Genomic DNA, 18,595 nt, shown 5'->3' on the forward strand with positions numbered 1-18,595 from the left:
GCGTCAGCGGCGCTTGCGGGCCGTGCCGAAGATGCCCCGCGTGATCTCGCGGCCCAACGCGCTCGCCGCGGACCGCAGGAACGACTTGACCGCCGAGTTGCCCAGCACCTTCTCCACCACGCCGGGCTCCTCGGCGCGTTCCGACCCCTGCTGTGGTGGTGGGGCTTCGGCGGGCGGCGCGACCTTGGCCGCGAGCTTCTCGTAGGCCGACTCGCGGTCGATCGTCTCGGCGTACTTCCCGTTCAGCTCCGACGCGTCCGCCGCCTGCTTGATCGCGTCCGCGCCGATGGTGTCCATCAAGGACCGGGGCGCGCGCAGGCGGGTCCACGCGACCGGGGTCGGCGCGCCCTTCTCGCTGAGCACGGTCACCACCGCCTCGCCGATCCCCAGCGACGTCAACGCCTTCTCCAGGTCGTAGTGCGGCGACGTCGGGTACGTCTTGACCGTCTTCGCCAGCGCCGCCTGGTCCTCCGGCGTGAACGCGCGCAAGGCGTGCTGCACCCGCGCACCCAGTTGGGACAGCACGGAGTTCGGCACGTCCGTGGGCAGCTGCGTGCAGAAGAACACGCCGACGCCCTTGGACCGGATCAGCTTCACCGTCTGCGTGATCTGCTCCAGGAACGCCTTCGACGCGTCCGCGAACAGCAAGTGCGCCTCGTCGAAGAAGAACACGAGCTTCGGCTGGTCCAGGTCGCCCTCCTCGGGCAGCTCCTGGAACAGCTCCGCCAGCAACCACATCAGGAACGTGGAGAACAGCGCGGGTTTCGACTGCAACTCCGCCAGCTCCAGCAACGACACCACGCCGCGGCCGTCGGACACCCGCATCAGGTCGCGCGGGTCCAGCTCCGGCTCGCCGAAGAACGTGTCCCCGCCCTGCGCCTCCAGGTTCACCAGCGACCGCAGGATCACGCCCGCCGTCGCCGACGACACCCCGCCCAGGCCCTTGAGGTCCGCCTTGCCCTCCTCGGAGGTCAGGTGCGTGATGACCGACCGGAGGTCCTTGGTGTCCAGCAGGGGCAGGCCGCGCTGGTCGGCCCAGTGGAAGATCAGGCCCAGCGTGGACTCCTGGGTGTCGTTCAGGCCCAGCACCTTGGCCAGCAGGATCGGCCCGAAGCTCGTGATCGTCGCCCGCACCGGCACGCCCGACCCGCCCGTGCCCAGCGACAGGAACTGCACGGGGAACGCGGCCGGCCGCCAGTCGTCCCCGGTGTCGGCGGCCCGTGCGGTGACCCGGTCGTTCGCCGCGCCCGGCTGCGACAGCCCCGACAGGTCGCCCTTCACGTCCGCCATGACCACCGGCACGCCCGCCGCCGACAGCTGCTCCGCGACCAGTTGCAGCGTCTTGGTCTTGCCGGTGCCGGTGGCGCCCGCGACGAGGCCGTGCCGGTTCAGCGTGGCCAGCGGGACGCGGACGCGGGCGGCGGGATCGACCGTGCCGTCGACCAGCACGGCCCCCAGTTCGAGGGCCGCGCCCTCCGACGCGTAGCCCGCGGCGATGTCGGTCTGAGCCGTCATTGCAGCGAGCGTAATGAGATTGGTAGGTCCCGCCACTCGAAGCGACCGCGGTGTCCGACGATCCGACGACTAGGCTCGCGCGGGTGATGGATCGCTTGGTGTGGATCGACTGCGAGATGACCGGGCTCGACCTGGGCAAGGACGCCCTCATCGAGATCGCGGCGCTGGTGACCGACGCGGAGCTGAACGTGCTCGGCGAGGGGGTCGACGTGGTGATCCACGCCGACGACACGGCGCTGGACTCGATGCCGGAAGTCGTGATGGCGATGCACGCCAAGTCGGGCCTCACCGAGGAGGTCCGCCGCTCCACGGTGACCCTGGCCGACGCCGAGGCCCAGGTGCTGGCCTACATCAAGCAGTGGGTCCCGGACCCGCGCACCGCGCCGCTGGCGGGCAACTCGATCGCCACCGACCGCGGCTTCATCGCCCGGGACATGCCCGAGCTGGACGCCCACCTGCACTACCGGATGGTCGACGTGTCGTCGATCAAGGAGCTGGCCCGGCGCTGGTACCCGCGGATCTACTACGCGCAGCCGGAGAAGGGCCTGGCGCACCGGGCGCTGGCCGACATCCGCGAGTCCATCCGGGAGCTGGCCTACTACCGGCGCACGGCGTTCGTGCCGCAGCCGGGCCCGTCGACCGAACAGGCCCAGGCGGTGGCCGCGGAACTGCTGGCCGCCGACCGGGCGACCGACCAGAGCTGACCCGCCTCCCGCCGGCCCGGCCGGCGGCGGAAAAGGGGTCGATTTCTGTCCCGGCGGTAGGGCACTGTATGCTCATGCCGCCGGGTCAACCGGTCTTGGTGGGTGTAGCTCAGCTGGCAGAGCACTGGGTTGTGATCCCAGGTGTCGCGGGTTCAAGTCCCGTCACTCACCCCAAGCGAAACGCCCCTCGGCCACCCGGCCCGGGGGCGTTTTTCTCATTCGAGGAGTTCAGTCGCAGTGAGCGCCACACTCGTCGCGAAAGGCCTCGCCGCGGGACACGGTGACCGCGTGCTGTTCTCCGGCCTGGACCTGGTCGTCGCGCCCGGCGACGTCATCGGCCTGGTCGGCGCCAACGGCGCGGGCAAGTCCACCCTCCTGCGCACGCTCGCGGGCCTCATCCCCGCCGAGGAGGGTGTGATCCGCCTCTCCCCCACGACCGCGACCGTCGGCCACCTGCCGCAGGAGCCGGAGCGCCGCCCCGGCGAGACCGTCGGCGACTTCCTGGCCCGCCGCACCGGCGTGGCCGCCGCCCAGGCCGAGCTGGACCGGGCGACCGAGGCGCTGGCCAAGGGTGTGGACGACGGGTACTCCGAGGCGTTGGAGCGGTGGCTCGCGCTGGGCGGCGCGGACCTGCCCGAACGGGCCGAGGAGGTCGCCGCGGACCTCGGGTTCACGATGAGCCTCGACCAGCCCATGACGTCGCTGTCCGGCGGCCAGGCGGCCCGCGCCGGCATGGCGTCGCTGCTGCTCAGCCGCTACGACGTCTTCCTGCTCGACGAACCCACCAACGACCTGGACCTCGACGGCCTGGCCCGGCTGGAGGCGTTCGTCACGGGCCTGCGCGCGGGCACCGTGCTGGTGTCGCACGACCGCGAGTTCCTCGCCCGCACGGTGACCCGGGTGGTCGAGCTGGACCTGGCGCAGCAGCAGGTCCGCTCCTACGGCGGCGGGTACGAGTCCTACCTGGAAGAACGCGAGATCGCCCGCCGGCACGCCCGCGAGGACTACGAGGAGTACGCCGCCACCCGCCAGTCGCTGGAGGAACGCGCGCGGGCGCAGCGGGCGTGGATGGAGAAGGGCGTCAAGAACGCCCGGCGCAAGGCCGGCGACAACGACAAGATCGGCCGCAAGTTCCGCACCGAGGCCACCGAGAAGCAGGCGTCCAAGGCCCGCCAGACCGAACGGCTCATCGAACGCCTGGACGTGGTCGAGGAGCCGCGCAAGGAGTGGGAGCTGCGGATGGAGATCGCCGCGGCCCCGCGGGCGGGCGCGGTCGTCGCCGTGCTGCGCGGCGCCTCGGTGACCCGCGGCCCGTTCACCCTCGGGCCGGTGGACCTCCAGGTCGACTGGGCGGACCGGGTGGCCATCACCGGCGCGAACGGCGCGGGCAAGTCGACGCTGCTCTCGGCCCTGCTCGGCCGGATCCCGCTGGACACGGGCTCGTCCGCGCTCGGGCCGGGTGTGGTGGTGGGCGAGATCGACCAGGCCCGCGGCCTGTTCCTGGGCGACGAGGCGCTGGTGGACGCGTTCGGCGCGGCCGTGCCCGACCTGACCCCGGCGGACGTCCGCACGCTGCTGGCCAAGTTCGGGCTCAAGGCGGCGCACGTGCTGCGCCCGGCCGCGTCGCTGTCACCCGGCGAGCGCACCCGCGCGGCGCTGGCGCTGCTCCAGGGCCGGGGCGTGAACCTGCTGGTGCTCGACGAGCCGACCAACCACCTCGACCTGCCCGCGATCGAGCAGCTGGAACAGGCGCTGGAGTCCTACCAGGGCACGTTGCTGCTGGTCACGCACGACCGGCGGATGCTGGAGGCGGTGCGCACGACCCGCCGCCTGGAGGTGGCGGCGGGTCGCGTGAAGGACCTGTGACTAGCGGTTCCCGCCCTTGACCCACTCTTCCCACGGGATCTGCCAGTCGCCGTAGCCGTCGGAGGGCTCCAGCGCGGGGCCGCCCGAGTTGGTGACGACCACGACGTCACCGGGCTTGGAGATGTCGTAGACCCACTTGGCGTTCTCCGGCGACAGGTTCAGGCAGCCGTGGCTGACGTTGCGCTGCCCCTGGTCGCCGATGGACCACGGCGCGCTGTGGAAGAAGATGCCGCTGTGGGACATGCGGGTCGCCCACTTCACCGGCGTGACGTAGCCGCCGGCCTCCAGCGAGAGGCCGTAGGTGCGGGAGTCCATGACGATGTCGGCGTGCTTCTCCATGAGCACGTAGGTGCCCGTGGGGGTGGCGTTCTCGGCGTTGCCCATGGAGGTGGGCATGGTGCGCGCGACCTGGCCGTTGATCTTGGTGACGACCTGGTGCGTGCCGCCGTCGGCCTCGTGGATGACGGCGTCGCCGACGGTGACGGCGGCCGTGCGGTCCTCTTCGCCGTAGACGCCGTTGCCGAGGTGCTTGCCGTAGACCTTGGCGTTGACGGTGATCTTGGTGCCGGGGGCCCAGTAGGCCTGCGGGCGCCAGTGGACGACCTTCTCGTCGAACCAGTAGAACGCGCCGTCCACCTTGGGCTCGGTGGTGATGGAGATCATCGCCTCGGCGGCGGCCTTGTCCGCGACGGGTTCGTCGAAGGAGAACGACAGCGGCTGGCCGACGCCGACGGTCCAGCCGTCGAGCGGGTAGATCGACAGGAAGGTCAGCGTGCGCGGCTTGACGGTGGTGAAGGTCGAGGTCTTGGTGGCGGTCTGGCCGTCCGCGCCCTGGCCGGTCACGGAGAGCGTGTAGCTCTTGCCGTAGCCCAGGGGCTCGGAGTTGGTCCACTGGAGACCGTCCGGCGAGACCTGTCCGGCGACGGCCTTGCCCTCGGGGTTGGTCAGGGTGACCTGGGTGATCTTGCCGTCGGTGGCGGTGGCGACGACCGGCAGCCCCGGCGCCACGTCGACGGCCTGGTCGGCGGGCCCGGTGCTCAACGTCACGGGCTTGGGCGGAGGTGTCGAGGACGTGCTCGTGCCGGCCACGGTCGAACCGCTCTCGGTAGCGCCACTGGCCGTACACCCGGCCGCGACCACAGCGACCAACCCCACCGCCAACGCTCTCAGCGTCCCCCGGCGCACCGACATCCCCGTTGCCTCTCTTCCCCTCACGACACCCCATCGGGTGTCCCCGTACAAGGTGACGCCTGGAGGGTTGACGTCGTTGCCCGAGATGCCGGATCGTTACGCCCGCGAAGTTCCCCTTGGTTGAGGACCCGCACACCGCCCCTGACCAGGCGATTGGGAACCGCGTAGGACGCTGTGCTAATGTTTCTCCCGTCGGAAGGGCCAAGCCCCTCCAGCGCCGCTAGCTCAACTGGCAGAGCAGCTGACTCTTAATCAGCGGGTTCGGGGTTCGAGTCCCTGGCGGCGCACCAAAGCCCCAAGTCACAGACTTGGGGCTTTTGCGTTTCCGGGTCAGTCCCATGCTTTTCCCACGGTTATCGGGTCTGACTCCCCAACCCGCGCGGGCCGCTTTCTTCGTGAGTGTCGTCACTTTTCCGGGGGTCATTCGCGCCGTCGCCGGAGGTCGATTCCGGCGCCTCGGCCCCGGGCTCAGCCGAAGGCCAGGGCTATGCGGCGGCCGGAGAGCAGGCGGGTTCGGCGGACTTCCTCGTCCACCGCCAGGGTCGGGTTGCGGTCCAGGCGGTGGAAGGACTTGGCCAGCAGCCAGTGCGCGGCTTCCGGGCCGATGGCGTGGAGGTGGCCTTGTTCGGCGAGCCGGTCGCGGGCCGTGGTGACGTTGCGGGTGACGAAGGCCTTGCGGACCACGCCGCCGGACAGTTCGTCGATCAGGAAGACCATCGCGTGTTCGTCGGTGAACCGGTACGTGCACAGCAGGGCCAGGTAGCCCGCGTCCAGTGAGCGGTCGCAGATCCAGGAGTCGCCTGCCGACAGGGGTGGGCCCGCGGCGGGGACGGCGTTGGCGGCCCACTCCCGGGGGCGGCCGGTGAGCATGGCGGCCAGGATGCGGAGCAGGCGGTCGTTGCGGCGGGTCGGGCGGGTCGTGGCGTGGTCGATGACGCCGGCCCAGAAGTGCTCGTCGGCGGTGAGGTCGGACACGGCCGTGCTGACCGTCAGCTCGGCGTCGAGCGGGTCGGCGAGTTGCGGCAGGGCGCGGCAGCGGTCCAGGAAGCGGCGTTGGGCCGGGGTCAGCGGCGTCCCCTGTGGACGGTGGACGACCACCAGGGGCCGCCGGGTGCGCATCTTCCGGCTCACCGAGCGAGGCTGGCACGTCCACCGCCGCACCGGGCGCAGCGACACCGCGCGGCGGGAGGAGAATCACCGATCGTGGACGACCTGCGCGACGCGATCCTCCGGGCGGCGACGAACCGGCGTGCCCCGCTGCCGCGCACCGGCGGGCGGCCGGCGGCCGATGTGGACGCCGCGGCGCGCGACGTCCTGGACCGCGTGCTGACCGGGTTGTGGGAGCACGGGTGGCTGCCGGTCGACGTGGTCGAGGTCGTGCGGCGCGGTGCGGAGCCGCGGGCCGAGTCGGTGGTGGTCGACGCGGTGGCGCGGACGCTGGCCGGGTACCGGTCCCTGCACCCGGAGTGGGTGGAGCAGGCGGCGTCGATCGGTGCCGCCGTGTGGTGGGACCCGGCGGAGCCGTACCTGTCGCAGTGGGCTACCCGGCACATCGAACTGCTGGACGAGGCCGTGGCGGTGGTCGTGGCGGCGCTCTCGGCGTTGACGTCGCTGCCCGTGCTGCCGCAGATCGTGCCCGCGCCGGGAACGCCGCTGTCCGACGTCACCCACCACCACGTGGACCCCAAGGTGCTCAAGCGGGTGCGGGGGTTGCTGGCGAAGGCGGAGTCGACGGCGTTCCCCGAGGAGGCGGAGGCGCTGTCCGCGAAGGCGCAGGAACTGGTGACGCGGCACGCGTTGGAGCGGATGCCGACCGAGTCGGCGACCACCGCGTCCCGCCGGGTGTGGTTGGACAAGCGGTACTTCGACGGCAAGGCGCAGATCGTGCACGTGGTGGCGGAGGCGAACCGGTGCCGCGCCGTCGTGTACGACCTGGGTTTCGTGGCGCTGGTGGGCGAGGAGCTGGACCTGGAGATCGTGGAACTGCTGTCGGCCTCCCTGCTCGTCCAGGCGACCCGCGCGATGGTCGCCGCCGGGGACGGGGCGCGCAAGGGCGACGAGGCGAGGTCGTTGGCTTACCGGAAGTCGTTCCTGCTGTCGTACGCGCACCGGGTGGGCGAGCGCTTGAAGGCGGCGAACGAACCCCCGGCCGACGACGACCGGCTGCTGCCCGTGCTGGCGGAACGCAAGCGGGCGGTGGACCAGCTCTTCACCACCTTGTTCACGAGGACGGTCGCGAAGTCCACCCCGATCCGCAGCGAAGCGGGCTGGAACGCGGGCCGTGCGGCGGCCAACCGAGCCGACCTGGACATCAACCGCCCCTGAGGCCCCTGAGGCCGGTGGGGTCACCAAGGTCGCCGAGGTCGCCGAGGTCGCCGAACCGTGCGCCGGCCGGGTGGCGGTCGGCGAGCCGTGCGCTGGGCCGGGGGTGGCCGGCGAGCCGTGCGCCGGCCGGGTGGCGGCCGGCGAGGAGGGCGCTGGGCCGGGGTGGCCGGCCCAGCGCGGTTCGGGGTCTCGGTGGTCAGCGGGTCAGTGGCGGACCTTCGGGCGGCGGGACAGGGCTGTTACGCCTGCGCCGGCCAGGCCTACCTGGAGCGCCAGTTCGATCCAGTCGATGCCGGCCGTGTCGGCCACGCCGATGAGCGACGCCGCGAAGGTGCCGACCAGGGCTGCCGCCATGCCGACCAGCATCGTCATCAGCAGGGAGATGTGTTGCCTGCCCGGGACGACCAGGCGGCCCAGGCCGCCGATCGCGATGCCGATGAACAGGGCCGAGATGATGCCGGTGATCTCCACGTGAGGTCCCCTCCTCGATGGTGCGCCGTCACCTCCAGCATCACTCGACACCTCCCCCCGGCGAATCGGGTTCTCCCCTGAGACCGCCCTGACCCCGACCCTGAACTCCCAGGACCGCCGCCGCCTCCGGGGACAGCGGCCGGCCGGGGACGTCCGGGTCGCAGCCGATCCTGGCCAGGCGCGCCCGGATGGACGTGGCCGAGCGTTGGTGGTCTCGGGCCAGGGTGCGGATCAGGTCGGTGGTCGGGGTGGCCGGGGTGGCGTTCAGCCAGGTGGCGCGCAGGTCTGCGTCCAGGGCGTCGGTCCAGGGCTGGTTGGCGTTGACTGGGCGGGAGCGGGGTGGGCGGGGTGGGGGTGCGCCCAGCCTGCCCAGGGCGTCGAGGACCTGGGCCAGGAGCTTGCCCACCGTGGCGCCGGCGTCCAACGGCAGTCTCAGCGTGCCTTGGGCCACCATGGCGCCCGAGGTGTCCGTGCCGGTCAGTTCCATGACCAGGTCCGGGTCGGCCGCCGCGCGCAGGCGGTAGCTCGTGGTGCCGATGCGGGTCTGGGTTTCGTACGTGGTCGTCGTCATGCTGATCACGCTAGGACGGGAGTACGACAGTCCACGCGTGTCAGCAGAGCGGGCAGTTCGAAGTCGGGGTGTAGTCGCTGGTCAGATGGGTTTTGAGGTGGTTGGCGATGGCGCGCGCGAGGGTGGGTGGGACCGCGTTGCCGATCTGGCGGGCCACCTCGATCTTGGTGCCGCACCACTCGAAGTCGTCGGGGAAGGACTGCAGCCGCGCGGCTTCCAGGTGGGTGATCGGCCGGTCGTGCTCGGGGTGCAGGTAGCGGCCCTTCTCGGGCTTGTAGAACTCGGTGCGGATGGTCAGGGACGGTTCGTCCCAGCGCATCCGGCCCATCACGTCGGTGGTGCCGGTCTTCTTCTCCCGCCAGCACCGGGGCAGGAGGTGGTCCGGGAGGTCGAAGCGACCGCCGCCGGGCGGGATGTTGCGGTAGCGCTCCACCGACAGCGGGGTGGGGTTGCGGCCGATGTGCAGGTCCGGGCTCTTGTGCCGGCCGGGGAGTTCGACGCCGAAGAACTCGACCCGGGAGCCGGGCAGCGCGGTGGTGCGGGGGCGGTCCGGGAGGCCGGTGAGGACGTCGCGGACGGTGTGCCAGCGGGTCTTCGGGTGGGTCGGGGTCGGCAGCGGGATGCGGCCGACGCGGGACCCGATGACGATGGCGCGGCGTCTGCGTTGGGGCACGCCGAAGTCGGCGGCGAGCAGCAGGCCGGCGCTGAGTTCGTAGCCCCGGGTCTCGGCTTGCAGCAGGGCGAACTCGGTGGAGGTGAGGAAGCGGTCGACGTTCTCGATGACGAAGACCTTGGGCTTGGCCTTGCGCACGAACCGCAGGTACTCGCGCCACAGCGAGTTGCGGGGGTCGTTGACGTCGCGGCTGCCCAGGTTGGAGAAGCCCTGGCACGGCGGACCGCCCACGATCACGTCGACGCGGGGGATCGCGCGGTTGGGGATGGCGGCGATGTCGGACCAGGTCATGTGGTCCTCGCCGAAGTTCGCGGCGTAGGTGGCGGCGGCGTGCAGGTCCCACTCGACCGCCATCACCGGGCGGTAGCCGCCCGCGGCGGTGAAGCCGGAGGTCATGCCACCGCAGCCGGCGAACAGGTCGATCATGGTGAGCACGGGGGCCAGGCTAGCCGGCCTGTTGCGCGCGCCCGACATCGACACGCCGGCGGGGGGAAGCGGGCGACTCACGCCGGCGGGGAAGCGGGGGCCACTCACGCCGCCGGGGGAAGCGGGCGGCTCGCGCCGCCGGAGACCGGGCGGACCACGCCGGCGGGACGACGGGGGTTCGCTCCGGCGCGAGATCGGACGTGGGGCGCGGCGGCGTGGATCAAGTGCGGGGCGAGCGGCGGGACTGGACGGTGGCGTGGATCTTCGCTGCCGCGGTCGCCGGGTCTTCGTGTTCCCAGACGCGGATGGCGAGCCAGCCGGCTTCCGCCAGCACCTTGTCCGTGTTCAGGTCGCGGGCCTGGTTGGACTCGATCTTCGTGCGCCAGAAGTCGCTGTTGCGCTTGGGCCACGTGCCGTGGTCCGGGCAGCCGTGCCAGAAGCAGCCGTCCACGAACACCGCGACCTTCGCCGGGCCGAACACCACGTCCGCCTCCCGCCGCACGGCCCGCACCGGGCGGCGGTGGACGCGGTAGCGCAGGCCCAGGCGGTGCAGTTCCCGGCGCAGCGCCACCTCGATCCCGGTGTCGCGGGACCGCTGCCTGCTCATCCGCGCGCTGACGTCCGACGTGGTCGGGAGGTTCGGCACGCGGCCATCATGGTGCATCGGGGTAGAGCACCCCGCGCAGGCTCCGCACCGCGCGGTCGAGGTCGCGGCGCGCGGGCAGCGGCACCGCGCCCACCTGCTCGAACTGCTTGAGCCCCAGGTCGTGGAAGAAGAACGGCGGCATCGCGTGCACCAGCAGGCGGGACGAGCGCTGCCCGCCCCCGCGCGGGTTGAGGATCAGCCGCTCCACCCAGGCGTCCACCTCGAACACCAGGTCCGCCAACGGGTGCACGCGCACGTCCAACCCCGCGTGGCGCAGGTGCGCGATCACGGACAGGTACCGCAGGAACCCCGCGAACTCCGTGACCACCTTGTGCCGCATGGCCCCGCGCGCCCCCGCGCGGTCGGTGGTCGAGGCGATGGCCTCGCTGGCGGGCGTCCACAGCATCGCCCGGGTCGCCTCGTCGGTCTCGCAGAACTCGCGGAACTCGTCCCAGCCGGGTAATCGGCCCAGCCGCTCGACCACGTGGTGCGCCACGTGGGTGAACGGGAACTCCGGCCGCCACGCCCGGATCCCGGCGACGTCGGGCGGCGGACCGGTTCTGGGCACGCCGGGGCACACGGCCAGCACGTCCTCGGGGGTGACCCGCAGGACGGCCGAGGTGTCGTGCGACATCACCCGCTCCACCAGCGGTGTCCGGTCGCGGAACCAGCCGTTGAACCGGAACCGGGTCTCCTGGGTGACGTTGAAGGTCCTGCGCACGTCCATCGCGGTGATCGTCATGACAGCGAGGGTACGGACGACCACCGACAGTCCCGGGGAACGCGCAGGTCGCGGACCGCCTAGAGTCGAGCCAATGTTGGTGCTCCACGGGCTGTGCGCGCCCGACGGGCGGACGGCCGTGTGGGCCGAGGACGCCCGGCTCCCGGTGAAGGTGGGCTCGCGGCTGCCGAAGTCGCCCGTGCCGCACCCGTTCGCGGTGGCCGGAGCGGACCTCGCGACGCTGCTCGACGGCAAGCACGGCGAACTGGTGGTCCGCCTGCCCTCCTACGCCTCGGGGCCGGCCGAGTCGCCGGAGCTGGTGCGCGACCCGCTGGCCAAGCCCCCGGTCCGGCGCGGCGCGGTGCGGCTGCGCGCCTGGCGGGTGCCCGTGGTGTGGCTGGACGAGGTGCCCGACGCGCCGCCCGGGTGCCGGCTGGGCGCGTCCGCCCGCTACCTGGCCGAGGTCGTGGAGTTCGCCCGGGACCTGGTCGCGCGGGGGCGCGTGCTGCCCGGCGGCGACGCGCGCTGGCGGGCCGCCCCCGAACGGCTGCGGCTGGCGCGGCTGCGGGACGCCATGCCGCCCGCGTTCCGGGCGGTGCGGGATGTCGGAGACCCCCTGGACGCCGTGCTGGACTCGTTGGTGGACAAGGAAGTCCGCGAGCGCTTGCGGGGCGTCGAGGTGGACGGGACCGGTGTCGTCGGGCGGTGGTTTGCCGCGCTGACCGGCCGCGGTGTCCGGCCCCACGACGCCGCGCTGGTCAACGCCGTCGAGGCGTGGCGGGCGGAGCAGTCGCAGGTGGTGCGGACGTGCTTCCGGCTCGCCTCCCCCGACCAGGGCGGCCCGGACCAGGAGGGCTGGCGGCTGGAGTTCCTGCTCCAGGTCGTGGACGAGCCGAGCGTCCTGGTGCCCGCGAAGGACGTGTGGCGCCACGACGCCGTGCTGCGGCGCTGGGTGGCGCGGCCCGAGGAAGTGCTGCTGGGCGACCTGGGGCGGGCGTCCAAGGTGTTCTCGCCGCTGGACCGCGCGTTGGCCGAACGCGACCCGGTCGCGCTGGACCTGGACCTGGAGGGCGCTTACGACTTCCTGACCCGCGCGTCGCTGCTGGCCGAGGCCGGGTTCGGGGTCATGCTGCCGTCGTGGTGGCGGCACCCGCGCCAGATCGGCCTCTCGCTGACCGCCACCACGCGCGGCGCGGCCGGGGTCGTGGCCAAGGAGAGCGAGCTGGGCATGAAGGCGGTGCTGGACTACCGCTGGGACCTCGCGCTGGGCGACGAGAAGCTCACCGAGGCCGAGCTGTCCGCGCTGGCCAAGGCGAAAGCGCCGCTGGTGCGGGTGCGCGGCCAGTGGGTGCACCTGGACCGCAAGCGGCTGGCCGAAGGATTGGCGGTGCTGGGCAGCGGGCGGATGACCGCCGGGCAGGTGCTGCGGATCTCGGCGCAGGACGACCCCGACCTGCCGCTGCCGGTCACGGCCGTGCACGCGGACGGGTGGCTGGGCGACCTGCTGTCCGGCGAGGCGGAACAGCACCTGGACCCGGTGGACCCGCCGGAAGGGCTGACCGCGGTGCTGCGGCCGTACCAGCTGCGCGGGCTGTCGTGGCTGGTCTTCCTGGACCGGTTGGGGCTCGGGGCCTGCCTGGCCGACGACATGGGGTTGGGCAAGACCGTGCAGTTGCTGGCGCTGGAGGCTCACTCCCGACAGCACGGCCGCCGCCCGCCGACGCTGCTGATCTGCCCGATGTCCGTGGTCGGCAACTGGCAGCGCGAGGCCGAGCGGTTCACGCCCGGCCTGAAGGTCCACGTCCACCACGGCGGCGACCGGGTCGCGGCGGCGCTGACCGCGGGCCACGACCTGGTGATCACGACGTACGCGGTGGCCACGCGCGACGCCGAGGCGTTGGCCGGCGTGCAGTGGGACCGCGTGGTGCTCGACGAGGCGCAGAACGTCAAGAACAGCGCCACCCGGCAGTCCCGGGCGGTCCGGGCGCTGCCCGCGCGGCACCGGGTGGCGTTGACCGGCACGCCGGTGGAGAACCGGCTCGCCGAGCTGTGGTCGATCATGGACTTCGTCAACCCCGGCGTCCTGGGGACGGTCAACACCTTCCGCGCCCGCTACGCCGTGCCCGTCGAGCGGCACCACGACGAGGGCGCGGCCGTCCGGCTCAGGCGCGTGACCAGGCCGTTCGTGCTGCGCCGGCTCAAGACCGACCCGCGGATCATCAGCGACCTGCCGGACAAGATCGAGGTCAAGCAGCTGTGCACGCTGACCGCCGAGCAGGCGACGCTCTACCAGGCGGTGCTGGACGACATGTTCGCCCGCATCGCCGAGGCGGAGGGCATCAAGCGCAAGGGCCTGGTGCTGGCGACGATGTCGCGGCTCAAGCAGGTCTGCAACCACCCGGCGCAGCTGCTCGGCGACGGGTCGCGGGTGGCGGGGCGGTCGGGGAAGCTCGCGCGGCTGGAGGAGGTGCTGGAGGAAGCGCTGGCCGACGGCGACAAGGCGTTGTGCTTCACCCAGTTCACGCGGTTCGGCGCGTTGGTCGTGCCGCACCTGGCGGCGCGGTTCGACACCGAGGTGCTGTTCCTGCACGGCGGGACGCCCGCGAAGGCGCGCGACGAGATGGTGCGGCGGTTCCAGGAGGCCGACGGGCCGTCGATCTTCGTGCTGTCGCTCAAGGCCGGCGGGACGGGCCTGAACCTGACCGCGGCCAACCACGTGATCCACCTGGACCGGTGGTGGAACCCGGCCGTGGAGGACCAGGCGACCGACCGGGCGTTCCGGATCGGGCAGCGGTCGCACGTGCAGGTGCGCAAGTTCGTGTGCGTGGGGACCGTCGAGGACCGGATCGACCGGATGATCGAGGAGAAGCGCGGGCTGGCGCAGCTGGTCGTGGGCGCCGGGGAGGACTGGTTGACCGAGCTGTCCACGGCGGACCTGCGGGAGCTGTTCGCGTTGTCCGGGGAGGCCGTCGGTGAGTGACTGGCACGGGGAACGGCCACCCGCCGCGCGCCCGATCCGGGTCGAGGGCGGGTTGACGCTGCGCAGCAAGCGCGGCGACATCGCGCGGACCTGGTGGTCGCGGCGGTTCGTCGAGGTGCTGGAGTCGTTCGGGATGGGCGGGCGGCTCGCGCGCGGGCGGACCTACGCGCGGACCGGGCAGGTGATGTCGCTGTCGCTGTCGACCAGCGTGGTGGTGGCGCTGGTGATGGGGTCGCGGCCCGAGCCGTACCGGGCGCGGATCGGGGTGCGGAAGTTCTCCGACGAGGACTGGGTTCGCATCGAGCGGGCGTTGGCCGACCGGGCGGTGTTCGCGGCGAAGCTGCTGGCCGGGGAGATGCCCGCCGAGATCGAGGAGCTGTTCGCGGGGCTGGGGTTGACGCTGTTCCCGGCGTCGATGCGCGAGATGTCGATGGACTGCACCTGCCCGGACTGGGAGGTGCCGTGCAAGCACCTGGCGGCGGCCTGCTACCTGCTGGCGGAGTCGTTCGACGCGGACCCGTTCGAGATCCTGGCGTGGCGGGGCCGGGGGCGGGAGGACCTGCTGGAGCGGTTGCGCGAACTGCGCGCGCCGATGCCCGCCACGGTGGCCGCGGACGACGGGTTGCCGGCGTTGGAGGACTCGCTGGACGTGTTCTGGCAGCGGCCCGCGGCGGAGCCGGTGCCGGACCCGGACGAGCCGGTCGCCCACCACCCCGACGCGATCCTGGACCGCTTGGGACCGCTGGCGGTCCGGGGGCGGTCGATCACCGACGGACTCCGGCCGCTGTACCGGAGGCTGGGCGGGTGAGGTCAGCCGCCCGCCACGGACGGGAGGATGCGGATCTCCGCGTTCGGGCGCAGGACCGTGCCCGGGCCGTCGAGGCGGCGGCATTCCTCGCCGTCCACGTAGAAGTTCACGTAGCGGCGCAGGGTTGAGCGCTCGTCGCGCAGGCGGCGGTCCAGGAGCGGGTAGCGGGTGGACAGCTCGTCCAGGACCGCGCCCAGGGTGGCCGGTTCCGGGAGGTCCAGTTCGAGGCTGGACCGGTTCGCGGCGGCCGGGCGCAGGACGCCGGGCAGGAGGACGGTGACCTTCACCTACACCTCCGCCGCGCGCACGCAGACGACGTCGGGCAGGTGTTCGGCGACCCGGCGCCAGGACTCGCCCTCGTCGGCGCTGGCGTACACCGAGCCCGAGCGGGAACCGAAGTAGACGCCGGCCGGGGTCGCGGTGTCCGTGCACATCGCGTCGCGCATCACGGCTGTCCAGAAGCCGTCGGGCAGGCCGGTGCGCAGGGGTGTCCACGTGTCGCCGCCGTCCTCGGAGCGGTGGACCGCGCACTCCCCGTTGGGCGGGAAGCGCTCGGCGTCGGCGACGAGCGGGAAGTTGTAGACCACCTCGGGCCGGTGCGGGTGGACGACGATGGGGAAGCCGAAGTCCGAGGGCAGGCCGTCGGCGATGGAGTCCCACGTCGCGCCGCCGTCCGTCGAGCGGTAGACGCCGTGGTGGTTCTGGAGGTACAGGCGGTCCGGTGTGGACGGGTGGCGGGCGATCTTGTGGACGCACTGGCCGAACTCCGGGTACGGGTCGGGCAGGAAGTAGGCCTGCACGCCCTTGTTGCTCGCCGTCCACGTGCTGCCGCCGTCGGACGTGCGGTAGACGCCGCCGGTGGACATGGCCACGGTGAGCTGATCGGGGTCAGTGGGGTGCGGCAGGACGGTGTGGATGGCCTGCCCGCCGAACCCGGCTCCCCACTCCTTGCGGTGCGGGTGGTCCCAGAGGCCCTGGACGAGGGAGTAGGTGCGCCCGCCGTCCTCGGAGCGGAACAGGGCGGAGGGTTGGGTGCCCGCGTAGACGACGTCCGGGTCCGGGGTGAGGGCCAGTTGCCACACCCGTTCCAGCGCGCCGTCCTCGGGGAACGCGATGGGCGCGTGGTCCGGCTCCCGCCACGTCTCGCCCAGGTCGACGCTGGTCATGACGGTGGGGCCGAAGTGCGGGCTGGTGGTCCCGGCGAGCAGGCGGGGACCGCGCGGGTCGATGGCGACCGCGTAGACCTCGGTCATGGGCAGCAGCGGCCCCCGGACCTCCCACGACGCGCGGTCGGGGCTGGTCGCGAGCCACAGGCCTTTTCGCGTGCCGATCGCGAGCAGGTGCATGGCGTCCTCCGACGGGCGGGTGTGACGTGGAGCACGGTACGCGCGGCGTCTGACAATTTCGCGCCGAGAGGGGGTCGGGCGAAACAAGTTACTCGCTGGTAACGTGCGTGCGCAGACGAAGGGAGCAGGCCGGTGTTGTTCGATCCCAACAGCTTCGAGGGCGCGCACCTCGACCCCGAGAGCAGGCGGTTGCTGCGGGCCACCATCGACTGGTTCGAGGAGCGCGGCAAGCGGCGCCTCATCGCCGACGACCAGTCCCGGGTCTGGTACGCCGAGTTCCTGGAGTTCGCCGCCCGGGAGAAGCTGTTCGCCACCTTCCTCACGCCGGCCGCCGAAGCGGACGGGCACCCGGACAAGCGCTGGGACGCGACGCGCAACGCGGCGCTCAGCGAGATCCTCGGCTTCTACGGCCTGCAGTACTGGTACACGTGGCAGGTCACCGTCCTGGGCCTCGGCCCGATCTGGATGAGCGACAACGCCGCCGCCAAGAAGCGGGCCGCCGAACTGCTGGACCGCGGCGCGGTGTTCGCGTTCGGGCTGTCGGAGCGGGAGCACGGCGCGGACGTCTACTCCACCGACATGGTCCTGACGCCGACCGGTGACGGCGGGTTCGTCGCCAACGGCGGCAAGTACTACATCGGCAACGGCAACGTCGCCGGCATGGTGTCGGTGTTCGGGCGGCGGGCGGACGTCGACGGGCCGGACGGGTATGTGTTCTTCGCCGTGGACAGCGCGCACCCGAACTACAAGCTGGTCAAGAACGTCGTGGACTCGCAGATGTTCGTCAGCGAGTTCCGGTTGGAGGACTACCCGGTCGCGGCGGAGGACGTGCTGCACACCGGGGCGGACGCGTTCAGCGCCGCGTTGAACACCGTGAACGTCGGCAAGTTCAACCTGTGCACGGCGTCCATCGGCATCTCGGAGCACGCGTTCTACGAAGCGATCACGCACGCCCACAACCGGGTTCTGTACGGCAAGAAGGTGACCGAGTTCCCGCACGTGCGGCAGAACTTCGTGGACGCGTACGCGCGCTTGATCGCCATGAAGTTGTTCGCGGACCGTTCAGTGGACTACTTCCGCACGGCGTCACCGGAAGATCGTCGGTACCTGTTGTTCAACCCGGTCACCAAGATGAAGGTGACCAGCGAGGGCGAGCAGGTGATCGACCTGCTCTGGGACGTCATCGCGGCCAAGGGTTTCGAGAAGGACACGTACTTCTCGATGGCCGGCCGGGACATCGGCGCGCTGCCCAAGCTGGAGGGCACGGTGCACGTGAACCTGGCCCTGGTGCTGAAGTTCATGCCCGCGTACCTGTTCCAGCCGGTCGAGTACGCCGACGTGCCCACGGTGCACGAGCCGAAGGACGACGACTTCTTCTGGCACCAGGGCCCGGCACGCGGCCTGGGCTCGATCCGGTTCCACGACTGGGAAGCCGCCTACCGGGCGTTCGCGCACGTGCCGAACGTGGCGCGGTTCCACCAACAGGCACAGGGCTTGCGGACACTGTTGACGACGGCCGCGCCGGACGCGGAGCAGCAGAAGGACCTGGACTTCTTGCTGACGCTGGGGCAACTGTTCACGCTGGTGGTCTACGGGCAGTTGGTGCTGGAGCAGGCCGGGCCGGCCGCGGTGGACGCGGACGTGGTGGACCAGGTGTTCGACGTGCTCGTGCGGGACTTCTCCGCGTGGGCCGTGGCGCTGCACGGGAAGGCTTCTTCGACCGGGGCGCAGCAGGAGTGGGCGTTGGGGGCGGTGCGGAAGCCCGTGGTGGATCGGGCGCGGTTCGAGCGGGTGTGGGAACAAGTTGCCGGCTTGTCCGGCGCTTACGAGATGCGCCCTTAGGACTCCTGCGTGCCGGGCCTCCCCGCCCGCCACAGCCGTTGTTGCGCCTGCGGCGCGCTTATGCGCCGCAGGCGCTCCTCTTGGCTGCCAAGCCACAGGAAGGGCCTCGGTTCGTCCCCCGTACGGCCTGGGCGCAGCCCAACCACAGATCGCCGGGGTCGGCCTGAAAAAGTTTCGCGAGGAACGAGCGAGAGTTTTTTGGACGACCCCGGCGATCTGTGGTTGCCTCCGGCAGGCCGTGCGGGGGACGAACCGACGCCCTTCCACCCCCCCCCGGGGGCCTGCCGCGCGGCGAGCGCCGCTTTTCGCTTTTGAGCGCGTCAGCGCGTTCACGATCTTCAAGCTCTTTGAACAACGCGCGCAGCGCTCCCAAGAGAACGCGCGAAGCGCTCTCAAGATCAAAAGCGCCTCGCCGGCGGGCAGGCCCCCGGGGGTGGAAGGGCGTCGGTCTGTCCCCGTACGGCCTGCCGGAGGCAACCACCCTTTGGTCTTGTCCGCAACCGGAAAAGC

Annotated in this window: 16 protein-coding genes and 2 tRNA genes; 8 read left to right on the top strand and 10 right to left on the bottom strand. The window is 71.9% G+C overall.

Features of this window, described 5'->3' with window-relative positions; genetic code table 11:
• Positions 1 to 3 precede the first annotated feature (3 nt).
• On the bottom strand, positions 4 to 1,515 hold the full coding sequence (locus ABD126_RS31050; protein WP_343937692.1) for a helicase HerA-like domain-containing protein: 1,512 nt from the start codon (positions 1,513 to 1,515) through the stop codon (positions 4 to 6).
• A gap of 83 nt (positions 1,516 to 1,598) precedes the next feature.
• Between ABD126_RS31050 and orn the strand changes: the two genes are divergently transcribed.
• From orn to ABD126_RS31065, 3 genes are all read left to right on the top strand, one after another.
• Positions 1,599 to 2,219: an oligoribonuclease gene (gene orn, locus ABD126_RS31055; RefSeq protein ID WP_343937694.1), complete on the top strand. Its 621-nt coding sequence runs from the start codon at positions 1,599 to 1,601 to the stop codon at positions 2,217 to 2,219.
• A gap of 98 nt (positions 2,220 to 2,317) precedes the next feature.
• A tRNA-His gene (locus tag ABD126_RS31060) sits at positions 2,318 to 2,393 on the top strand.
• Positions 2,394 to 2,456: 63 nt separating this feature from the next.
• The gene (locus ABD126_RS31065) at positions 2,457 to 4,085 is read left to right on the top strand and encodes an ABC-F family ATP-binding cassette domain-containing protein (RefSeq protein ID WP_343937696.1); all 1,629 of its coding nucleotides are present in this window, start codon (positions 2,457 to 2,459) and stop codon (positions 4,083 to 4,085) included.
• Here the strand turns inward: ABD126_RS31065 and ABD126_RS31070 are convergent, their stop codons facing one another.
• Positions 4,086 to 5,174 (bottom strand): L,D-transpeptidase, encoded by a 1,089-nt coding sequence (locus tag ABD126_RS31070; protein ID WP_343937698.1) that lies wholly within the window; start codon positions 5,172 to 5,174, stop codon positions 4,086 to 4,088. It abuts the gene before it with no gap.
• Positions 5,175 to 5,490: 316 nt separating this feature from the next.
• Here ABD126_RS31070 and ABD126_RS31075 point away from each other — a divergent pair.
• A tRNA-Lys gene (locus ABD126_RS31075) sits at positions 5,491 to 5,566 on the top strand.
• Between the two features lie 178 nt (positions 5,567 to 5,744).
• Here ABD126_RS31075 and ABD126_RS31080 read toward each other — a convergent pair.
• Positions 5,745 to 6,407 (bottom strand): hypothetical protein, encoded by a 663-nt coding sequence (locus ABD126_RS31080; protein WP_343937700.1) that lies wholly within the window; start codon positions 6,405 to 6,407, stop codon positions 5,745 to 5,747.
• A gap of 72 nt (positions 6,408 to 6,479) precedes the next feature.
• On the opposite strand from ABD126_RS31080, the gene ABD126_RS31085 reads away from it, so the two are divergent.
• Complete coding sequence (locus ABD126_RS31085; protein ID WP_343937702.1) at positions 6,480 to 7,601, top strand: DUF2786 domain-containing protein; 1,122 nt, start codon at positions 6,480 to 6,482, stop codon at positions 7,599 to 7,601.
• A 204-nt stretch (positions 7,602 to 7,805) separates the two neighbouring features.
• On the opposite strand, the gene ABD126_RS31090 is transcribed toward ABD126_RS31085, so the two are convergent.
• The 5 genes from ABD126_RS31090 to ABD126_RS31110 form a co-directional block, all read right to left on the bottom strand.
• The gene (locus ABD126_RS31090) at positions 7,806 to 8,072 is read right to left on the bottom strand and encodes a GlsB/YeaQ/YmgE family stress response membrane protein (RefSeq protein ID WP_343937704.1); all 267 of its coding nucleotides are present in this window, start codon (positions 8,070 to 8,072) and stop codon (positions 7,806 to 7,808) included.
• 40 nt (positions 8,073 to 8,112) lie between these two features.
• On the bottom strand, positions 8,113 to 8,643 hold the full coding sequence (locus ABD126_RS31095; RefSeq protein ID WP_343937706.1) for a hypothetical protein: 531 nt from the start codon (positions 8,641 to 8,643) through the stop codon (positions 8,113 to 8,115).
• A 40-nt stretch (positions 8,644 to 8,683) separates the two neighbouring features.
• Positions 8,684 to 9,742 (bottom strand): DNA cytosine methyltransferase, encoded by a 1,059-nt coding sequence (locus tag ABD126_RS31100; protein ID WP_343937804.1) that lies wholly within the window; start codon positions 9,740 to 9,742, stop codon positions 8,684 to 8,686.
• Positions 9,743 to 9,962: 220 nt separating this feature from the next.
• Positions 9,963 to 10,406, bottom strand: coding sequence for a very short patch repair endonuclease (locus ABD126_RS31105; protein ID WP_343937708.1), 444 nt, complete (start codon positions 10,404 to 10,406; stop codon positions 9,963 to 9,965).
• Positions 10,396 to 11,130, bottom strand: a complete 735-nt coding sequence (locus tag ABD126_RS31110; RefSeq protein WP_343937710.1) for a hypothetical protein — start codon at positions 11,128 to 11,130, stop codon at positions 10,396 to 10,398. The genes ABD126_RS31105 and ABD126_RS31110 overlap by 11 nt, the downstream gene beginning before the upstream one ends.
• Before the next feature lie 73 nt (positions 11,131 to 11,203).
• On the opposite strand from ABD126_RS31110, the gene ABD126_RS31115 reads away from it, so the two are divergent.
• Together ABD126_RS31115 and ABD126_RS31120 are read left to right on the top strand one after the other, a co-directional pair.
• A complete protein-coding gene (locus ABD126_RS31115; protein ID WP_343937712.1) occupies positions 11,204 to 14,089 on the top strand; it encodes a DEAD/DEAH box helicase in 2,886 nt (961 codons plus the stop codon).
• Positions 14,082 to 14,897, top strand: a complete 816-nt coding sequence (locus ABD126_RS31120; protein ID WP_343937714.1) for an SWIM zinc finger family protein — start codon at positions 14,082 to 14,084, stop codon at positions 14,895 to 14,897. The genes ABD126_RS31115 and ABD126_RS31120 overlap by 8 nt, the downstream gene beginning before the upstream one ends.
• Positions 14,898 to 14,899: 2 nt before the next feature.
• Here the strand turns inward: ABD126_RS31120 and ABD126_RS31125 are convergent, their stop codons facing one another.
• The gene (locus ABD126_RS31125) at positions 14,900 to 15,184 is read right to left on the bottom strand and encodes a MoaD/ThiS family protein (protein ID WP_343937716.1); all 285 of its coding nucleotides are present in this window, start codon (positions 15,182 to 15,184) and stop codon (positions 14,900 to 14,902) included.
• Positions 15,185 to 16,243, bottom strand: coding sequence for a WD40/YVTN/BNR-like repeat-containing protein (locus tag ABD126_RS31130; RefSeq protein ID WP_343937718.1), 1,059 nt, complete (start codon positions 16,241 to 16,243; stop codon positions 15,185 to 15,187). It abuts the gene before it with no gap.
• A gap of 132 nt (positions 16,244 to 16,375) precedes the next feature.
• On the opposite strand from ABD126_RS31130, the gene ABD126_RS31135 reads away from it, so the two are divergent.
• On the top strand, positions 16,376 to 18,085 hold the full coding sequence (locus ABD126_RS31135; RefSeq protein WP_343937720.1) for an acyl-CoA dehydrogenase family protein: 1,710 nt from the start codon (positions 16,376 to 16,378) through the stop codon (positions 18,083 to 18,085).
• Positions 18,086 to 18,595 lie beyond the last annotated feature (510 nt).

This window comes from Saccharothrix mutabilis subsp. mutabilis (genome assembly GCF_039521145.1).
GTDB lineage: Bacteria > Actinomycetota > Actinomycetes > Mycobacteriales > Pseudonocardiaceae > Actinosynnema > Actinosynnema mutabilis.

Bases quoted from the DNA above. Each gene is read 5' to 3' on its own strand.
- ABD126_RS31100 (WP_343937804.1), bottom strand. From the start codon at position 9,742: ATGATCGACCTGTTCGCCGGCTGCGGTGGCATGACCTCCGGCTTCACC.
- ABD126_RS31130 (WP_343937718.1), bottom strand. From the start codon at position 16,243: ATGCACCTGCTCGCGATCGGCACGCGAAAAGGCCTGTGGCTCGCGACC.
- ABD126_RS31110 (WP_343937710.1), bottom strand. From the start codon at position 11,130: ATGACGATCACCGCGATGGACGTGCGCAGGACCTTCAACGTCACCCAG.
- ABD126_RS31105 (WP_343937708.1), bottom strand. From the start codon at position 10,406: ATGCACCATGATGGCCGCGTGCCGAACCTCCCGACCACGTCGGACGTC.
- ABD126_RS31115 (WP_343937712.1), top strand. From the start codon at position 11,204: ATGTTGGTGCTCCACGGGCTGTGCGCGCCCGACGGGCGGACGGCCGTG.
- ABD126_RS31050 (WP_343937692.1), bottom strand. From the start codon at position 1,515: ATGACGGCTCAGACCGACATCGCCGCGGGCTACGCGTCGGAGGGCGCG.
- ABD126_RS31095 (WP_343937706.1), bottom strand. From the start codon at position 8,643: ATGACGACGACCACGTACGAAACCCAGACCCGCATCGGCACCACGAGC.